General features: G+C 60.6%; 16 protein-coding genes. 12 read left to right on the top strand and 4 right to left on the bottom strand.

Annotated features, from left to right (window positions below):
• The first annotated feature begins 72 nt into the window (after nt 1-72).
• The 3 genes from eno to ispD all read left to right on the top strand — a co-directional run bounded on the left by eno (nt 73) and on the right by ispD (nt 2,516).
• Nucleotides 73-1,362: a phosphopyruvate hydratase gene (gene eno, locus BLO80_RS22570; RefSeq protein WP_092330631.1), complete on the top strand. Its 1,290-nt coding sequence runs from the start codon at nt 73-75 to the stop codon at nt 1,360-1,362.
• A 171-nt stretch (nt 1,363-1,533) separates the two neighbouring features.
• A complete protein-coding gene (ftsB, locus tag BLO80_RS22565; RefSeq protein ID WP_003184873.1) occupies nt 1,534-1,812 on the top strand; it encodes a cell division protein FtsB in 279 nt (92 codons plus the stop codon).
• Nucleotides 1,809-2,516, top strand: a complete 708-nt coding sequence (gene ispD / locus BLO80_RS22560; RefSeq protein WP_092330629.1) for a 2-C-methyl-D-erythritol 4-phosphate cytidylyltransferase — start codon at nt 1,809-1,811, stop codon at nt 2,514-2,516. The genes ftsB and ispD overlap by 4 nt, the downstream gene beginning before the upstream one ends.
• A 176-nt stretch (nt 2,517-2,692) precedes the next feature.
• Here ispD and BLO80_RS22555 read toward each other — a convergent pair whose 3' ends face one another.
• Nucleotides 2,693-3,589 (bottom strand): LysR substrate-binding domain-containing protein, encoded by an 897-nt coding sequence (locus BLO80_RS22555; RefSeq protein WP_092330626.1) that lies wholly within the window; start codon nt 3,587-3,589, stop codon nt 2,693-2,695.
• Between the two features lie 107 nt (nt 3,590-3,696).
• On the opposite strand from BLO80_RS22555, the gene BLO80_RS22550 reads away from it, so the two are divergent.
• The 8 genes from BLO80_RS22550 to rpoS all read left to right on the top strand — a co-directional run bounded on the left by BLO80_RS22550 (nt 3,697) and on the right by rpoS (nt 10,820).
• Nucleotides 3,697-4,809 carry an S-(hydroxymethyl)glutathione dehydrogenase/class III alcohol dehydrogenase gene (locus tag BLO80_RS22550; protein WP_092330624.1) on the top strand — a complete coding sequence of 371 codons (1,113 nt, stop codon included), beginning with the start codon at nt 3,697-3,699 and terminating at the stop codon, nt 4,807-4,809.
• An 8-nt stretch (nt 4,810-4,817) separates the two neighbouring features.
• Nucleotides 4,818-5,663, top strand: a complete 846-nt coding sequence (fghA, locus tag BLO80_RS22545; RefSeq protein WP_092202179.1) for an S-formylglutathione hydrolase — start codon at nt 4,818-4,820, stop codon at nt 5,661-5,663.
• A gap of 43 nt (nt 5,664-5,706) precedes the next feature.
• A complete protein-coding gene (ispF, locus tag BLO80_RS22540) occupies nt 5,707-6,180 on the top strand; it encodes a 2-C-methyl-D-erythritol 2,4-cyclodiphosphate synthase (RefSeq protein WP_072408310.1) in 474 nt (157 codons plus the stop codon).
• Nucleotides 6,177-7,235, top strand: coding sequence for a tRNA pseudouridine(13) synthase TruD (gene truD / locus BLO80_RS22535; protein WP_092330621.1), 1,059 nt, complete (start codon nt 6,177-6,179; stop codon nt 7,233-7,235). The genes ispF and truD overlap by 4 nt, the downstream gene beginning before the upstream one ends.
• The gene (surE, locus tag BLO80_RS22530) at nt 7,223-7,972 is read left to right on the top strand and encodes a 5'/3'-nucleotidase SurE (RefSeq protein ID WP_092330619.1); all 750 of its coding nucleotides are present in this window, start codon (nt 7,223-7,225) and stop codon (nt 7,970-7,972) included. The genes truD and surE overlap by 13 nt, the downstream gene beginning before the upstream one ends.
• A 41-nt stretch (nt 7,973-8,013) precedes the next feature.
• Nucleotides 8,014-8,649: a protein-L-isoaspartate(D-aspartate) O-methyltransferase gene (locus BLO80_RS22525; protein WP_161796107.1), complete on the top strand. Its 636-nt coding sequence runs from the start codon at nt 8,014-8,016 to the stop codon at nt 8,647-8,649.
• 211 nt (nt 8,650-8,860) lie between these two features.
• Nucleotides 8,861-9,706: a peptidoglycan DD-metalloendopeptidase family protein gene (locus BLO80_RS22520; RefSeq protein WP_092330616.1), complete on the top strand. Its 846-nt coding sequence runs from the start codon at nt 8,861-8,863 to the stop codon at nt 9,704-9,706.
• A gap of 106 nt (nt 9,707-9,812) precedes the next feature.
• A complete protein-coding gene (gene rpoS / locus BLO80_RS22515; RefSeq protein ID WP_047227588.1) occupies nt 9,813-10,820 on the top strand; it encodes an RNA polymerase sigma factor RpoS in 1,008 nt (335 codons plus the stop codon).
• A 491-nt stretch (nt 10,821-11,311) separates the two neighbouring features.
• Here rpoS and fdxA read toward each other — a convergent pair whose 3' ends face one another.
• The 3 genes from fdxA to BLO80_RS22500 all read right to left on the bottom strand — a co-directional run bounded on the left by fdxA (nt 11,312) and on the right by BLO80_RS22500 (nt 15,295).
• Entirely contained in the window at nt 11,312-11,635 is a 324-nt protein-coding gene (fdxA, locus tag BLO80_RS22510) for a ferredoxin FdxA (RefSeq protein WP_092330614.1), read from the bottom strand.
• A gap of 142 nt (nt 11,636-11,777) precedes the next feature.
• Nucleotides 11,778-14,345, bottom strand: coding sequence for a DNA mismatch repair protein MutS (gene mutS / locus BLO80_RS22505; protein ID WP_175459538.1), 2,568 nt, complete (start codon nt 14,343-14,345; stop codon nt 11,778-11,780).
• 596 nt (nt 14,346-14,941) lie between these two features.
• The gene (locus tag BLO80_RS22500) at nt 14,942-15,295 is read right to left on the bottom strand and encodes a DUF6124 family protein (protein ID WP_092330608.1); all 354 of its coding nucleotides are present in this window, start codon (nt 15,293-15,295) and stop codon (nt 14,942-14,944) included.
• A gap of 538 nt (nt 15,296-15,833) precedes the next feature.
• Between BLO80_RS22500 and BLO80_RS22495 the strand changes: the two genes are divergently transcribed.
• Nucleotides 15,834-16,568 (top strand): LexA family transcriptional regulator, encoded by a 735-nt coding sequence (locus BLO80_RS22495; protein ID WP_092330776.1) that lies wholly within the window; start codon nt 15,834-15,836, stop codon nt 16,566-16,568.
• The last annotated feature ends 54 nt before the right edge of the window (nt 16,569-16,622 follow it).

Below are 16,622 nucleotides of genomic sequence, written 5' to 3'. Positions count from 1 at the left end.
CTAGGCTGCATCGCAGCTGAGCGTGAGCAAGTTTTCTGCAACGTTCTAGTCAACTTTGGAGTGTTTACAACAATGGCAAAAATCGTCGACATCAAAGGTCGTGAAGTTCTCGACTCCCGTGGCAACCCCACTGTTGAAGCGGACGTGCTTCTCGACAACGGTATCATCGGCAGCGCCTGCGCGCCGTCCGGTGCTTCCACTGGCTCGCGCGAAGCGCTGGAGCTGCGTGATGGCGACAAGAGCCGTTACCTGGGCAAGGGCGTGCTCAAAGCCGTCGCCAACATCAACGGGCCGATCCGTGAACTGTTGCTGGGCAAGGACCCTGCCGACCAGAAAGCCCTCGATCACGCGATGATCAAGCTCGACGGTACCGAGAACAAAGCCTCCCTGGGCGCCAACGCGATTCTCGCTGTGTCCCTGGCCGCTGCCAAGGCCGCTGCCCAGGACCAGGACCTGCCACTGTACGCGCACATCGCCAACCTCAACGGTACCCCGGGTGTCTACTCGATGCCGGTGCCGATGATGAACATCATCAACGGCGGCGAGCATGCCGATAACAACGTCGACATCCAGGAGTTCATGGTGCAGCCAGTTGGCGCCAAGACCTTCTCCGAAGGCCTGCGCATGGGCACCGAGATTTTCCATCACCTCAAGGCCGTGCTGAAGGCCCGTGGCCTGAGCACTGCCGTTGGCGACGAAGGCGGTTTCGCACCGAACCTGGCCTCCAACGAAGACGCGCTGAAAGTGATCTCCGAAGCCGTGGCCAACGCTGGCTACAAGCTGGGTACCGACGTGACCCTGGCCCTGGACTGCGCCGCCAGTGAGTTCTTCGAAGACGGCAAGTACAACCTGTCCGGCGAAGGCCAGGTGTTCACCGCCGAAGGTTTCGCCGACTACCTCAAGGGCCTGACCGAACGTTATCCGATCATCTCCATCGAAGACGGTCTGGACGAGTCCGACTGGGCTGGCTGGAAAATTCTCACCGACAAGATCGGCGAGAAGACCCAGCTGGTGGGTGACGACCTGTTCGTGACCAACACCAAGATCCTGAAAGAAGGCATCGACAAGAAGATCGCCAACTCGATCCTGATCAAGTTCAACCAGATCGGCACCCTGACCGAAACCCTGGAAGCCATCCAGATGGCCAAGGCCGCCGGCTATACCGCCGTGATCTCCCACCGCTCCGGTGAAACCGAAGACTCGACCATTGCCGACCTGGCCGTGGGCACTGCGGCGGGCCAGATCAAGACCGGTTCGCTGTGCCGTTCCGACCGTGTTTCCAAGTACAACCAATTGCTGCGTATCGAAGAGCAATTGAATGGCAAGGCCAAGTACAACGGTCGCGCCGAGTTTCGCGGTTAAGCGGTAAATGGTAAAAAGACAGCGGCTTAGGTCGGAAAAGTCGCCATGGCGGTGCTTTTCCCTCTAATCTGATGCCTTATCAAGCACAAGCCTGGTTCTTCCAGGCTTCGTGCTATCAGACGCTTCAAAGTTTGGCATGGCGGTCTTTTTTCACTGGATACCTGATATTCGATGCGCAGTCCCAATTGGTTGTTTCTTGTCTTGCTCCTGTTGCTGGCCGGCCTGCAGTACCGCCTGTGGGTGGGCAATGGCAGCTTGGCGCAAGTGGCCGACCTGACTCAGCAAATTGCCGACCAACACGCCGAAAACGAGGCGCTGCTGGAGCGTAATCGGGTGATGGACGCCGAAGTCACAGAGTTGAAAAAAGGCATGGAGACCGTTGAAGAGCGGGCTCGACATGAGCTGGGCATGGTCAAGGAGGGCGAAACCCTCTACCAGTTGGCCCAATGAGCATGCGTTTGCCGGCCTTCTGGGCCGTGATTCCTGCCGCGGGCGTTGGCGCCCGGATGGCCGCCGACCGTCCCAAGCAATACCTGCAACTGGGCGGACGCACCATTCTCGAACACAGCCTCGGCTGTTTCCTCGACCATCCCACCGTCAAGGGTGTGGTGGTCAGTCTTGCACACGATGATCCTTACTGGCCGACCCTGGCCTGCGCCAGCGACACACGCATCCAGCGTGTCGACGGTGGCGAGCAACGTTCCGATTCAGTGCTCAATGCCTTGCTGCATCTGCACGGGCAGGGCGCTGACGATCACGATTGGGTGTTGGTCCACGATGCCGCACGGCCCAACCTGAGCCGGGACGACCTGGACACACTGCTCAGCGAGTTGGCGAACGACCCGGTCGGCGGCCTGCTGGCCGTTCCGGCGCGCGACACCCTCAAGCGCGTCGACAAGCATGGCCGCGTGCTGGAAACCGTTGATCGCAGCGTGATCTGGCAAGCCTATACGCCGCAGATGTTCCGCCTCGGCGCCTTGCATCGGGCGTTGGCTGACAGCCTGGTGGCGGATGCGGTAATCACCGACGAAGCGTCCGCCCTGGAATGGGCGGGGCAGGCGCCTCGGTTGATTGAAGGGCGGGCGGATAACATCAAGGTCACTCGGCCGGAAGATTTGGAGTGGTTGCGGCGTCACTGGGCTGGCCGTCGCTGATCAACTTCTGATCAATTCCAATACCGTGCCGCGCCCTTCGCGAGCAAGCCCGCTCCCACACTCGATCTCGGTTGTTCAAAAAACAGGTATCCACTGAGGCCAAGTGTGGGAGCGGGCTTGCCCGCGAAGGCGATAGCCCAGGCGCCGGATAAACCACGGACAGAAACCGGTCGAGCCTAACCCCGATATTCCGGCCGCTCAGCCAACCCTTCCTTCAAGTAATCCACCAACTTGCGCACCTTCGGCGACAGATGCCGCTGCTGTGGATACAACGCCCACACCGCCGTATTCGGCGGCTGATGGGCTTCCAACAGCGAGATCAACGCACCGCTGTGCAAATGCTCCAGCACGTAATAATCCGGCAACTGACACAGCCCCACGCCTTGCAGCGCCGCATCGAGCACCGCTTGCCCACTGTTGCAGCGCCAGTTTCCCTGCACCCGTTGGGAAAATTCCCGACCGTTCTGTTCCAGTTGCCAGATGTCGGAGCTGCCGATCAGGCAATTGTGGCGGCTCAGTTCCGACACGCTGTGGGGCCGGCCGTAGCGTTCCAGGTAAGAAGGGGAGGCGCACAAGTACATGCGCCGGGGGGCCAGGCGCGTGGCGACGAGGCGGGAGTCCTGCAAGCGACCCAGGCGAATCGCCAGGTCCAGGCTCTCATGCACCAGATCCAGCGGGCGATTGCTCAGCTCGATGTCGACCCGCAACTGCGGGTAGAGCCCCATGAACCGCGTCACCAGTGGCACGATAAACCGTTCGCCATAGGCCACGGCACAGGTCATGCGGAGCATGCCCTTGGGTTCGCTGGTCAGGTCGCCGACGGCTCGCAGTGCTTCTTCGCGTCCATCCTGCAGACGCTGGCAATGTTGCAAAAAAGTTTGTCCGGCTTCGGTCAGGGTCACCCGGCGGGTGCTGCGGTACAGCAAGCGTGTCTGTAGACGCTCTTCGAGCCGTACGATTTGTCGACTGATATGGGAGGACGAAACCCCGAGACGCTCGGCGGCGGCGGTGAATTGGCTGCATTCGGCCACGGCCACAAATTCGTCGATGCCTTCCCAGCGGTTATCGGACATGAAGGATTATCCCTGTGCAGCAATAATGTTTTGCTTTTGGCTGGATTATTCATTGTCCGGCGGAGGATTACACTCCCGGTCTTGTCTTTATTTGCTGGAGTACCCGAATGATCAAGTCGCGCGCTGCCGTTGCCTTCGAGGCCAAGAAACCCCTGGAAATCGTTGAAGTCGACGTCGCCATGCCCAAGGCGGGCGAGGTGCTGTTGCGCGTGGTGGCTTCCGGTGTCTGCCACACCGACGCCTACACCCTGTCGGGCGCCGACCCGGAAGGGATCTTCCCGTCGATCCTGGGTCATGAAGGCGGTGCCATTGTCGAAGCCATCGGCGAGGGCGTGACCTCGGTGGCGGTGGGTGACCATGTGATCCCGCTGTACACGCCGGAGTGCGGCCAGTGCAAATTCTGTAAGTCGGGCAAGACCAACCTCTGCCAGGCGATTCGCGCCACCCAGGGCAAAGGCCTGATGCCGGATGGCACTTCGCGTTTTTCCTACAAGGGCGAGACGATTTTCCACTACATGGGCACGTCGACGTTCTCCGAGTACACCGTGCTGCCGGAAATCTCCATCGCGAAGATTCCAAAAGAAGCGCCGCTGGAAAAAGTCTGCCTGCTGGGTTGTGGTGTCACCACGGGCATCGGCGCGGTACTCAACACCGCCAAGGTCAAGCCGGGTGACACCGTGGCGATCTTCGGCCTGGGCGGCATCGGCCTGTCGGCCGTGATCGGCGCCGTGAAGGCCAAGGCCGCGCGGATCATCGCCATCGACATCAACCCGGCCAAGTTCGAAATCGCCAAGCAACTGGGCGCCACCGATTGCGTCAACCCGAAAGATTTCGACCGTCCGATCCAGGAAGTCATCGTCGACATGACCGATGGCGGCGTGGACTTCTCCTTCGAATGCATCGGCAATGTGCAGTTGATGCGCGCCGCGCTGGAATGCTGCCACAAGGGCTGGGGCGAGTCGGTGATCATCGGCGTGGCCGGGGCCGGGCAGGAAATCGCTACCCGTCCATTCCAGTTGGTGACCGGGCGCGTCTGGCGCGGTTCGGCCTTTGGCGGCGTGCGCGGGCGCAGCGAATTGCCAAGCTACGTGGAAATGGCCGAGAAGGGCGAGATCCCGCTGGATACCTTCATTACCCACACCATGGGCCTGGAAGATATCAACAAGGCGTTCGACCTGATGCATGAAGGCAAGAGCATCCGCACCGTTATCCATTTCTGAGGTCGGTCATGAGTCTGGAAAACATTTCTTGCCAGAAAAGCTTCGGCGGCTGGCACAAACGCTACCGGCACCGTTCCGAGGTGCTCGGTTGTGACATGGTGTTTGCCGTGTACCTGCCACCGCAAGCCGAGCAGGGCGGCAAGTTGCCGGTGCTGTATTGGCTGTCCGGGCTGACCTGCACCGACGAGAACTTCATGCAAAAGGCCGGCGCCCAGCGCATGGCCGCCGAGCTGGGCCTGATCATCGTCGCGCCGGACACCAGCCCTCGTGGTGCCGACGTGCCGGGCGATCCGGACAATGCCTGGGACTTCGGCCTGGGGGCGGGCTTTTATCTGAACGCCACGCAGGATCCGTGGGCGCGGCACTATCGGATGCATGACTACGTGGTGCAGGAATTGCCGGCGCTGGTCGAAGCGCATTTCCCGGCTTCGGACAAACGCGGCATCAGTGGCCACTCCATGGGCGGCCACGGTGCGCTGGTCTGCGCCCTTCGCAACCCGGGGCGTTACCGTTCGGTGTCGGCCTTTTCGCCGATCAACAATCCAATGGATTGCCCATGGGGCCAGAAGGCGTTCTCCCGTTACTTGGGGGAAGACCGCTCGAAATGGCGGGAATGGGATGCCTGTGCATTGATTGCCGAGGCGCAGGAGAAGTTGCCATTGCTGGTGGATCAGGGCGATCGCGATGATTTCCTGGCCAACCAGCTCAAGCCCGAAGCCTTGCAACAGGCGGCCAAGTCCGCCGGCCATCCGTTGGAGCTGCGCCTGCAACCGGGCTACGACCACAGTTACTTCTTCATCGCCAGCTTCATTGACGACCACTTGCAGCATCATGCGCGCGCTCTAAACGCCTAATGCAGGTAGAATCACGCCCTGACAAAAATCGGGGCGTTTTTTTATGCGTATTGGCCACGGCTACGATGTTCACCGTTTCGCTGAAGGCGACTTCATTACTCTGGGCGGCGTGCGGATCGCACACGGCTTCGGGCTGCTCGCGCATTCTGACGGTGATGTCCTGCTGCATGCCTTGAGCGATGCCTTGCTCGGCGCCGCGGCGCTGGGTGACATCGGCAAGCACTTCCCCGACACCGACCCGCAATTCAAGGGCGCCGACAGCCGCGTGCTGCTGCGCCATGTGGTCGCGCTGATCCATGCCAAGGGCTGGAAAGTCGGCAACGTCGACAACACCATTGTCGCCCAGGCGCCCAAGATGGCGCCGCACATCGAGTCGATGCGTCGCCTGATCGCCGAGGATCTTCAAGTTGAGCTGGACCAAGTGAACGTCAAGGCCACCACCACCGAAAAGCTTGGCTTCGTCGGCCGTGAAGAAGGCATCGCCGTCCATTCCGTTGCCTTGTTGCTGCGCCCATGACCGAACTGGAACTGTTGGGGCCGCGTGCCTACGGCCCATCGCTGGGCAGCGCGGTCCTCAAGGCCACTGCTGAAGATTTCCAGGTCGACGAAGTGCTCGATATCCCGTTGACCGGCGATGGCGAGCATTTGTGGATCTGGGTGGAAAAGCGTGGCCTGAACACTGAAGAGGCCGCCCGGCGCATCGCCAAGGCCGCCGGCGTGCCGTTGCGCACCGTCAGTTACGCCGGGCTCAAGGACCGCCAGGCCCTGACCCGCCAATGGTTCAGTGTCCAATTGCCAGGCAAGGCCGATCCGGACTTGTCAGCGGCAGAAAACGACACGCTGAAGATCCTCAAGACCGGCCGGCATCGACGCAAGCTGCAACGCGGCGCGCACTCGGCCAATGGCTTCACCCTGCGCCTGACCCAGTTCAAGGGGGACGTGGCCGCCATCGAGGCGCGGCTGCAACAGATCATGCGCCAGGGCATCCCCAATTATTTCGGCGCCCAGCGGTTCGGCCATGACGGCGGCAATGTCGCCGATGCCCGTGCCTGGGCCGCGCGCAAGGCCTTGCCGGAACAGCGCAACGTGCGCTCGCGACTGTTGTCCACCGCCCGCAGTTTCCTGTTCAACCGGGTGCTGGCGGCGCGGGTCGCCGATGGCACCTGGCAGCAGGCGCAGGTCGGCGACTTGCTGGCCTTCACCGACAGCCGCAGTTTTTTCCCGGCCGGTGAGGCTGAATGCAGCGATCCACGCCTGGCGATCCTCGATCTGCACCCGACCGGGCCGCAGTGGGGCGAGGGGCCATCGCCTGCCGCCGGCGCGACCTTTGCGTTGGAACAGGCCATCGCCGAGGGCGAGGCCGATCTGCGGGACTGGTTGATAAACGCGGGAATGAGTCACGAACGTCGCATCCTGCGACTGCCCATTGGCGGGCTGTCGTGGCATTATCCCCAGCCTGACATTCTGCAATTGGAATTCGTCCTGCCGGCCGGATGTTTCGCCACTGTCTTGGTGCGCGAACTCGTCGATCTGGTGCCGGTGGGGCAGACGGACAGCCCATGCGTATTCTGATTTCTAACGACGACGGGGTGACAGCACCCGGTCTTGCCGCGCTTTATGCTGCGCTGGCGGATTTTGCCGAGTGCGTGGTCATCGCTCCGGACCAGGACAAAAGCGGCGCCAGCAGCTCGCTGACGCTCGACCGTCCGTTGCACCCCTGCTATCTGGATAACGGTTTCATCAGCCTCAACGGGACCCCGACCGATTGCGTGCACCTGGGGATCAACGGGTTGCTGGAACGAGCACCGGACATGGTGGTGTCGGGCATCAACCTGGGCGCTAACCTGGGGGATGACGTGCTTTATTCCGGGACAGTCGCCGCGGCCCTGGAAGGTCGCTTCCTGGGGAAAACATCGTTTGCCTTTTCCTTTGTCTCACGCCAGGTCGACAACTTGCCGACCGCCGCCTACTTCGCCCGTAAATTGGTCGAAGCCCATGGTGCGCTGGACCTGCCGCCACGTACGGTGTTGAACGTGAATATCCCGAATCTGCCACTCGATCATATCCGTGGCATCCAGCTCACGCGCCTGGGCCACCGCGCCCGCGCTGCCAGGCCCATGCACGTGGTCGACCCACGCGGCAAGGCCGGCTACTGGATCGCCGCCGCCGGGGATGCCGAGGACGGCGGGCCGGGCACCGACTTCCATGCGGTGATGCAGGGTTATGTCTCGATCACGCCGTTGCAGTTGGACCGTACCTTCAATGACGCCTTTCGAAGTCTCGATGGCTGGCTGGAGGGGCTGAGCTGATGGCTCGTGAGCAAGACGATATGATGCGCCGCGGGATTGGCATGACCTCCCAGCGGACCCGTGAACGACTGATCCAGCGTCTTTACGAAGAGGGGCTGTCCAACGCCCAGGTGTTGGAGGTGATTCGCCGCACGCCGCGGCACCTGTTCGTCGATGAAGCCCTGGCCCATCGCGCCTATGAAGACACGGCGTTGCCCATCGGCCACAACCAGACCATTTCCCAGCCGTACATGGTGGCCCGCATGAGCGAGTTGCTGCTCGAGGCCGGGCCGCTGGACAAGGTGTTGGAGATCGGCACCGGCTCGGGTTACCAGACAGCGGTGTTGTCGCAACTGGTCGAGCGGGTGTTTTCCGTCGAGCGGATCAAGGTGCTGCAGGATCGCGCCAAGGAACGCCTGGTGGAGCTGAACCTGCGCAACGTGGTGTTTCGTTGGGGCGATGGCTGGGAAGGGTGGCCGGCCTTGGCACCCTACAACGGCATCATCGTGACCGCCGTGGCCACCGACGTGCCCCAGGCCCTGCTGGACCAGCTCGCCCCTGGTGGACGGCTGGTCATTCCCGTGGGCGCCGGTGAAGTCCAGCAACTGATGCTGATCGTGCGCGAAGAACACGGTTTTTCGCGACACGTCCTGGGAGCGGTTCGGTTCGTGCCGTTGCTCAATGGACCGTTGGCCTGAGCATTTATAAACAGGCGCTGAATTCCGTGGCCACGCCTGTGTCTTACAGCGGCACCGATTCGCTGAACAGAGCCCAATGGCGTCGAGCAAACGTGTGCGGCGGCGCGTTGCGCTTCATTAATAGAGGCGCAGTCGTTGCCAGCTATATTTGTATGAACGCTGCCTGGACAGGCAGCCTCCAATTTTTCAGCCACCACAAAGGGAGCGGCGGGTGAGTCTCACAGTCATTGCGCAGCGTATGGGTATCACGAGCTTTCGGCGCCTGGTGACTGGCCTTGTCTTGAGCACTTTGCTGGTCGGTTGTTCCAGTACGCCGTCGAGCAATGTCCGGGTTGTCGATCGCAACAGCGCAACACCTCAACGTCCTACGGTAACGACCGGCCAATATGTAGTCCGTCGCGGCGATACGCTGTTTTCCATCGCTTTTCGCTACGGCTGGGACTACAAGGCCCTCGCGGCGCGCAACAACATTCCTGCGCCTTATACGATTCACCCCGGTCAGACGATTCGCTTCGATGGCCGTAGCGGTTCAACGCCTACCGCGGTGGTGACGCAGTCGGGTTCGACGGCTTCGTCGTCGAGCAAAACCACTGTCATTCGCCGGCCGGCGGGGTCTGGCACAGCAGTAATACCGTCCGTCGCGAGCAAACCGGCCCCTGCTCCGATGCCTCCTGCGGGTCCCGCCCCGACTGGCTGGGGATGGCCTTCTAATGGCGTTCTCATTGGAAAATTCTCTTCAAACGGTAGTTTGAATAAAGGAATTGATATCGCCGGGGATTTGGGACAGCCTGTTTTAGCCGCGTCTGATGGCACGGTTGTGTACGCCGGGAGTGGTTTGAGGGGCTACGGCGAACTCGTGATCATCAAACACAGCGATACCTACGTCAGTGCCTACGGTCACAACCGCAGGCTGTTGGTTCGGGAGGGGCAGCAGGTCAAGGTCGGACAGACAATTGCCGAAATGGGATCAACGGGAACGGACCGGGTGAAACTGCACTTTGAGATTCGCCGACAAGGTAAACCAGTCGATCCGCTGCAATTCCTGCCACGTCGTTGATTTGATTGTCAGCCTGTTCCGTCACGTAGAGGGAACAGGCTCCAGCGTTGCCAAGGATAAAGGCGTCGCTTGAGCTTGAGGTCGAACTCACCAAAGGACTATAACAATGGCTCTCAGTAAAGAAGTGCCGGAGTTTGACATCGACGATGAGGTTCTCCTTATGGAGACCGGCATCGCTATGGATTCGATGTCGAATGATGAAGGGGCGACTCCACCTTCCGTTCGTGCCAAATCCAGACACTCCGCTTCACTTAAACAACATAAGTACATCGATTACACCCGGGCGCTCGACGCCACCCAGTTGTACCTCAATGAAATCGGTTTCTCGCCACTGCTCTCCCCCGAGGAAGAAGTTCATTTTGCGCGGCTGTCGCAAAGTGGCGACCCGGCCGGTCGAAAACGCATGATTGAAAGCAACTTGCGCCTGGTGGTGAAAATCGCCCGACGCTACGTCAATCGTGGGCTTTCGCTGCTGGACCTGATCGAAGAAGGCAACCTGGGCCTGATTCGCGCCGTCGAGAAATTCGACCCCGAGCGCGGCTTCCGCTTCTCGACCTACGCCACCTGGTGGATCCGCCAGACCATCGAACGGGCGATCATGAACCAGACCCGGACGATCCGGTTGCCGATTCATGTGGTCAAGGAACTGAACGTCTACCTGCGGGCCGCCCGCGAGTTGACCCAGAAACTCGACCATGAGCCTTCACCCGAAGAAATCGCCAACCTGCTGGAAAAACCGGTGGGTGAGGTCAAGCGCATGCTTGGGCTCAACGAGCGAGTCTCCTCGGTGGACGTTTCCCTGGGGCCGGACTCGGATAAAACCTTGCTGGACACCCTCACCGATGATCGACCTACCGATCCATGCGAGCTGTTGCAGGACGATGACCTGTCCCAGAGCATCGACCAGTGGCTCTCGGAGCTGACCGACAAGCAACGGGAAGTGGTGATCCGCCGCTTCGGCTTGCGGGGGCATGAAAGCAGCACCCTTGAAGATGTAGGCCTGGAAATTGGTTTGACCCGTGAACGGGTCAGGCAGATCCAGGTGGAAGGCCTCAAGCGTCTGCGAGAGATCCTGGAGAAGAACGGCTTGTCGAGCGAGTCGTTGTTTCAATGACCTGAGTGCAGCGCAGCAAGAAAAGCCCCGACTGGTTCGGGGCTTTTCCGTTTCCGAAGGGGTGTTTTTTCCAGGGTCGCTCTATTTGTAGGTTCGACTTGTAAGCCTTTGCCTAGTGTTACGTAAGTGATCGGTTCCTCATTGGCGGGACAGACAGCTATAAGTCTCGTGATTTTTTTGTAATTATCTGATTTATAAAGTCTTTTATTTTGTGAATGTGGTGTGACAGAGCAAGCCACCTGTATCAGCCGCGTTGCACTCGCCTGGGAAAATACTAATATCAGTCCTGTGTCGACGGACAGACACACCCGTCAAGGACGATGGGGAAGGAAGGACATCGCAGGACGCGATTCATCAGGACGATGAATAGGATTAAAGGGATTAGGGAAAAAATGTGGGCGGGTCAAACCGCCCCTTTTTTTGCCTGCGATTTCTTGAATCCGGAAAAGCAAAAAGGCCCGCAAGGGGCCTTTTCAGCGAACGATGGGTAATCAGCGTTCCAGGTCTGCGATCTTGCCAGCCTTGCCATCCCAGTCTGCGGCGTCTGGCAGCGGGTCTTTTCTCTCGGTGATGTTCGGCCAGATATCCGCCAGTTCAGCGTTCAGCTCGATGAAATTCTCCATGCCGGCCGGCACTTCGTCTTCCGAGAAAATGGCTTGCGCCGGGCATTCTGGTTCACACAGGGCGCAGTCGATGCACTCATCCGGGTGAATGACCAGGAAGTTCGGGCCTTCGTAGAAGCAGTCCACCGGACAGACTTCTACACAATCGGTGTACTTGCACTTGATGCAGTTGTCGGTGACGACGAAGGTCATTTCTAATTCTCTCCTCAGGCGGCGGCAGCGGAACCCGTTCACGGTGGGCTCGCCAGGTTCGGGAGCGATAGTCTGCAGACCAGGCTAATTGCCTGCAGCATCCCAAACCGCGCGAGATTCTAACAGCTTGAAAGCCTGTGCGTTAGATCCGTGTCTTCAATGTATAGAGTAAATCCAGCGCCCGGCGTGGGGTCAGGTCGTCCAGATCGAGTTTGGCCAACTCGTCGAGCACCGGATGTGGCAGGCTGGCGAACAGGTCGCTTTGCTGCGGTGCGGCCGGTTTGCCCTTGGTCGGGCGTGGCGCTTCGTGGGGCAGGCTGGTGGTTTCCAGGCGGCTCAGGTGCTCACGGGCACGGCTGATCACTTCGCTCGGTACGCCGGCCAGTTGCGCCACCGCCAGGCCGTAGCTCTGGCTGGCCGGGCCGGGCAGCACATGGTGCAGGAACACGATACGCTCGTTGTGCTCGGTGGCGTTGAGGTGCACGTTGGCCACCAGCGGCTGGCTTTCCGGCAACACCGTCAGCTCGAAGTAGTGGGTGGCGAACAGCGTGTAGGCCCGCAGGTGCGCCAACCGTTCGGCCGCCGCCCAGGCCAGGGACAAGCCGTCGAAGGTGCTGGTGCCACGTCCGACTTCGTCCATCAGCACCAGGCTGCGTTCGGTGGCGTTGTGCAGGATGTTCGCGGTTTCGCTCATTTCCACCATGAAGGTCGAGCGCCCGCCGGCCAGGTCGTCGCTGGAGCCGATCCGGGTGAAAATCCGGTCCACCAGGGACAACTCGCAACTGGCCGCCGGGACGAAACTGCCGATGTGGGCCAGCAGCACGATCAACGCGGTCTGGCGCATGTAGGTGGATTTACCGCCCATGTTCGGACCGGTGATCACCAGCATGCGGGTGTTGTCGTCCAGGCTCAGGTCGTTGGCCACGAACGGCGTGGTCAGGACCTGCTCGACCACCGGGTGACGCCCCTGGCTGATGCGCATGCACGGCTCGCTGACGAAGCGCGGGCAGTTCAGGTCCAGGTTCAAGGCACGTTCGGCCAGGTTGCTCAGCACGTCCAGTTCCGCCAGGGCACCGGCGGTGTCCTGCAACGGTGGCAATTGGCTGATCAGGTCTTCGAGCAATGCTTCGTAGAGCATCTTTTCCCGGGCCAGGGCGCGGCTCTTGGCTGACAGCGCCTTGTCTTCGAACGCCTTGAGTTCCGGGGTGATGAAACGCTCGGCGCCCTTGAGGGTCTGGCGGCGAACATAATCGGCCGGGGCTTGCTCGGCCTGCTTGCTCGGCAGCTCGATGAAGTAACCGTGGATGCGGTTGTAGCCGACCTTGAGGTTGGCCAGGCCGGTGCGGGCTTTTTCCCGGGCTTCGAGGTCGATCAGGAACTGTCCGGCGTTTTCGCTCAGCGCTTGCAACTCGTCGAGTTCGGCGTCGTAGCCGGTTTTCAGCACGCCACCGTCGCGGATCACCGCCGGCGGGTTGTCGATAATGGCCTTTTCCAGCAGCGCGGCCAGCTCTGGATAAGTGCTGGTGGTGCGCGCCAGTTGTTGCAGGTGCGGCGCTTCGAGGTCGGTCATCGCCACTTGCAGTTCGGGCAAGGCACCGAGGGCATCGCGCAGGCGCGCCAAGTCACGGGGACGGGCGTTGCGCAGGCCGATACGGGCGAGGATTCGCTCGATGTCACCGATTTCCTTGAGCTGCGGTTGCAACTGCTCGAAGCGATAACGATCCAGCAGGCAGGTAATGGAGGATTGACGCGCCAGCAGCACGGTCAGGTCCCGCAGCGGCCGATTCAACCAGCGGGTCAGCAGGCGGCTACCCATGGCGGTCTGGCAGCGATCGACCACCGATTGCAACGTGTTGTCGCGCCCGCCGGCCAGGTTGGTGTCCAGTTCCAGGTTGCGGCGGCTCGCGCCGTCCAGTACCACGGTGTCATCCAGGCGTTCGTGACGCAGGCTGCGCAAGTGGGGCAGGGCGGTGCGCTGGGTTTCCTTGGCGTAGGCCAGCAGGCAACCGGCCGCGCCAATGGCCAAGGTCAGGTTCTCGCAGCCGAAGCCCTTGAGGTCCTGGGTGGAGAACTGCTGGCAGAGACTTTTCAGCGCCGAATCCCGCTCGAAATCCCACGGCGCCCGACGTCGCACGCCACGGCGTTTTTCTGCCGGCAGGTCTTTGGGCCAGTCATCGGGGATCAGCAGTTCCACCGGGTTGACCCGCTCCAGCTCCGCCAGCAGGTTTTCCCAGCCCTTGATTTCCAGCACCGAGAAATTGCCGCTGGTGATGTCCAGCACCGCCAGGCCGAACAGGCGTTCATCGCCCAGCACCGCGGCGATCAGGTTGTCCCGGCGTTCATCCAGCAAGGCCTCGTCACTGACCGTACCCGGGGTGATGATCCGCACGACTTGGCGTTCCACGGGGCCCTTGCTGGTGGCCGGGTCGCCGACTTGCTCGCAGATCACCACGGATTCGCCGAGCTTGACCAGCTTCGCCAGGTAACCTTCCGCCGCGTGGTAAGGAATCCCACACATCGGAATCGCCATGCCCGCCGATTGCCCACGCGCCGTCAGGGTAATGTCCAACAGCTTGGCGGCCTTCTTCGCATCCTCGTAGAAGATCTCGTAGAAGTCGCCCATGCGGTAGAACATCAGCTGGTCGGGGTGCTGGTTCTTCAGGCGCCAGTATTGTTGCATCATGGGCGTGTGGGAGGACAGGTCGTTCACGGCTGTATTCATGGGTGTCAGGCAAGCTCGTTGAAAGGTGTGGGGCAAAAGGAGGGGCATTGGCCCGGCTTTTCCGCGATGGGCGCAAGGTTAACATGGGTGGTCGGGGGGGACCCAGGCGCGAGTGGTTTTTAGGATTGGGTGAATATCCGTTGTTGCGGTAATGGCTGCTGACGGTTCCGCTCTTACAGCGGCTCACTTTGAGAAGCCTGCGCGGCCCGGCGAAAAGTAAGCAAAACGCTCATGCCCCACCACTCGGTGCCTCGCCTAGGCTCGGCATGCCTGAACGAAGGCATTGCTCCGTGGGCCGCCGCGAAGGGCCATTCATGGCCCAGCGCGGCTAACCCGGCATCCATGCCGGGTTGCCCACTGCGCAATACCTTCGTTCAGCCAGCGTGGTTAATGGGGCGCCGAGATCAACGTCCACCGCGAGGCGGCCTGATAGCCGACCTGTTTCTCCGGTTGTACCCCGATCCAACTGTGGGAGCGAGCTTGCTCGCGATGACGGCTGCCAATACTACTTAGTTGTAATTGGACTACCGCTATCGCGAGCAAGCTCGCTCCCACAATGATTACTCGGGCTTCTCTTAGAAGGCCTACCTCACTTCAACCACATCCAACGCCCGATTCGCCAGCAACTGGCCCAACTCAATCATCTGCTGGACCCCCAACGCGATATGCCGTCGCGAGCCCTCCAGGTCGAATGCCAGGTCACTGACCATGGCATTGGCCGAGGCCAGGGTTTCGCTGAGGTTGGCGAGCAGGCATTCGGCGTCGATGTCGGGGGCGATGATGAAAAGGGTGACGGGGGTGTCGCAGGTTTCTTTGTCGGCTTTCGGCTTGAGGTAATAGTCCAGGGCGCGGGTGGCCGCGTCATCGAGTTTCTTGGTGTTGACCGACTGGCTGCGGGAGATGTGATCGTCTGGGGGATTTGGAGTGTTCTTCGGCATTGTATGGATCCTTGAAGTTGAGCCTCCACTCACTCGCGACTAAACGAGGGGCGGCAGCTGTACGCAGGTTAGTCGACCGGGGATCCAAGAAACCGGCGCGCCCGAGGGCGCCCTGCGCACAGCTACCATCAAGTGCAGGAATAGGAGTACCTGACTGAATGGAGCAATGAGCACCTTGGAATACCGAGCGACTAAACCCGATCACTGATGGGCAGTGACGAGAATCAAAGTACCGATGGGATCCAAGGTGGACAAGCCGGCGGATTCTGGCGCAGTTGTAGGCAGAGGCGCAAGGCGATGTAGCCTGGTGTCGCAGATTTGAAGGACGGGGGCGGAGCCTTTTCCTATGGGAGTGTAGGGCGATTCCGTGGCGAGGGAGCTTGCTCCCGCTGGGCTGCGCAGCAGACCCTTTTTGTGGGCGCTTCGCACCCAAGCGGGAGCAAGCTCCCTCGCCACAATGAATGCAAAAGGCTTGAAATTGCATATTTATGCAAAACAGCATTTGTCTTCTGCGAAAAGAACAAGCACTATGCGCGTTATGCAAAAACGCAACGTTTCTACCGTATTAAGAGCATTGCTCGATCAGCACGGGATCTCCCCCACGGAGCTTCACCGGCGTACCGGCGTGCCTCAGTCCACCCTCTCGCGGATTCTCAGCGGCAAGATCGTCGACCCTTCGGATAAACACATCTCGAAGATCGCCGAATATTTTGCCGTGAGTACCGATCAGTTGCGCGGGCGCGCGGACGTTGCGCCCGCTGTCAATGTTCGCCGCGATGAGCCGCATTCCGAACTCAAGGACATAAGCCTGTGGGACGATGAAACACCCGTCGAAGAAGACGAAGTGTCGGTCCCTTTTCTGCGCGAGGTTGAATTGGCTGCTGGATCAGGAAGATTCGTCATCGAGGAAAGCGAGCGCTCAAGCCTGCGCTTCGGCAAGCGTAGCCTGCGGCATAACGGCGTGCAGTTCGACCAGGCCAAGTGCGTGACGGTGCGCGGCAACAGCATGTTGCCGGTGCTGCGCGACGGTGCCACGGTCGGGGTGAACGCCGGCAAATGCGGGATCGGCGACATCGTCGACGGTGACCTCTACGCCATCAATCACAACGGCCAACTGCGGGTGAAGCAGCTTTATCGCCTGCCCACCGGTATCCGCCTGCGCAGCTTCAACCGCGACGAGCATCCGGATGAGGACTACACGTTCCAGGAAATGCAGGACGAGCAAATCGTCATCCTCGGTCACGTCTTCTGGTGGGGCATGTACGCCCGTTAACCCCTCCGCTGTCAGATAAAAACCCGCCGCCGTGCGGGTTTTTTTTCGCCTCCC

The organism is Pseudomonas sp. NFACC56-3 (assembly GCF_900100025.1).
GTDB lineage: Bacteria > Pseudomonadota > Gammaproteobacteria > Pseudomonadales > Pseudomonadaceae > Aquipseudomonas > Aquipseudomonas fluorescens_AA.
Note: the sequence above shows the minus strand (reverse complement) of the source record. Positions and strands in the feature narration are given on the sequence as shown.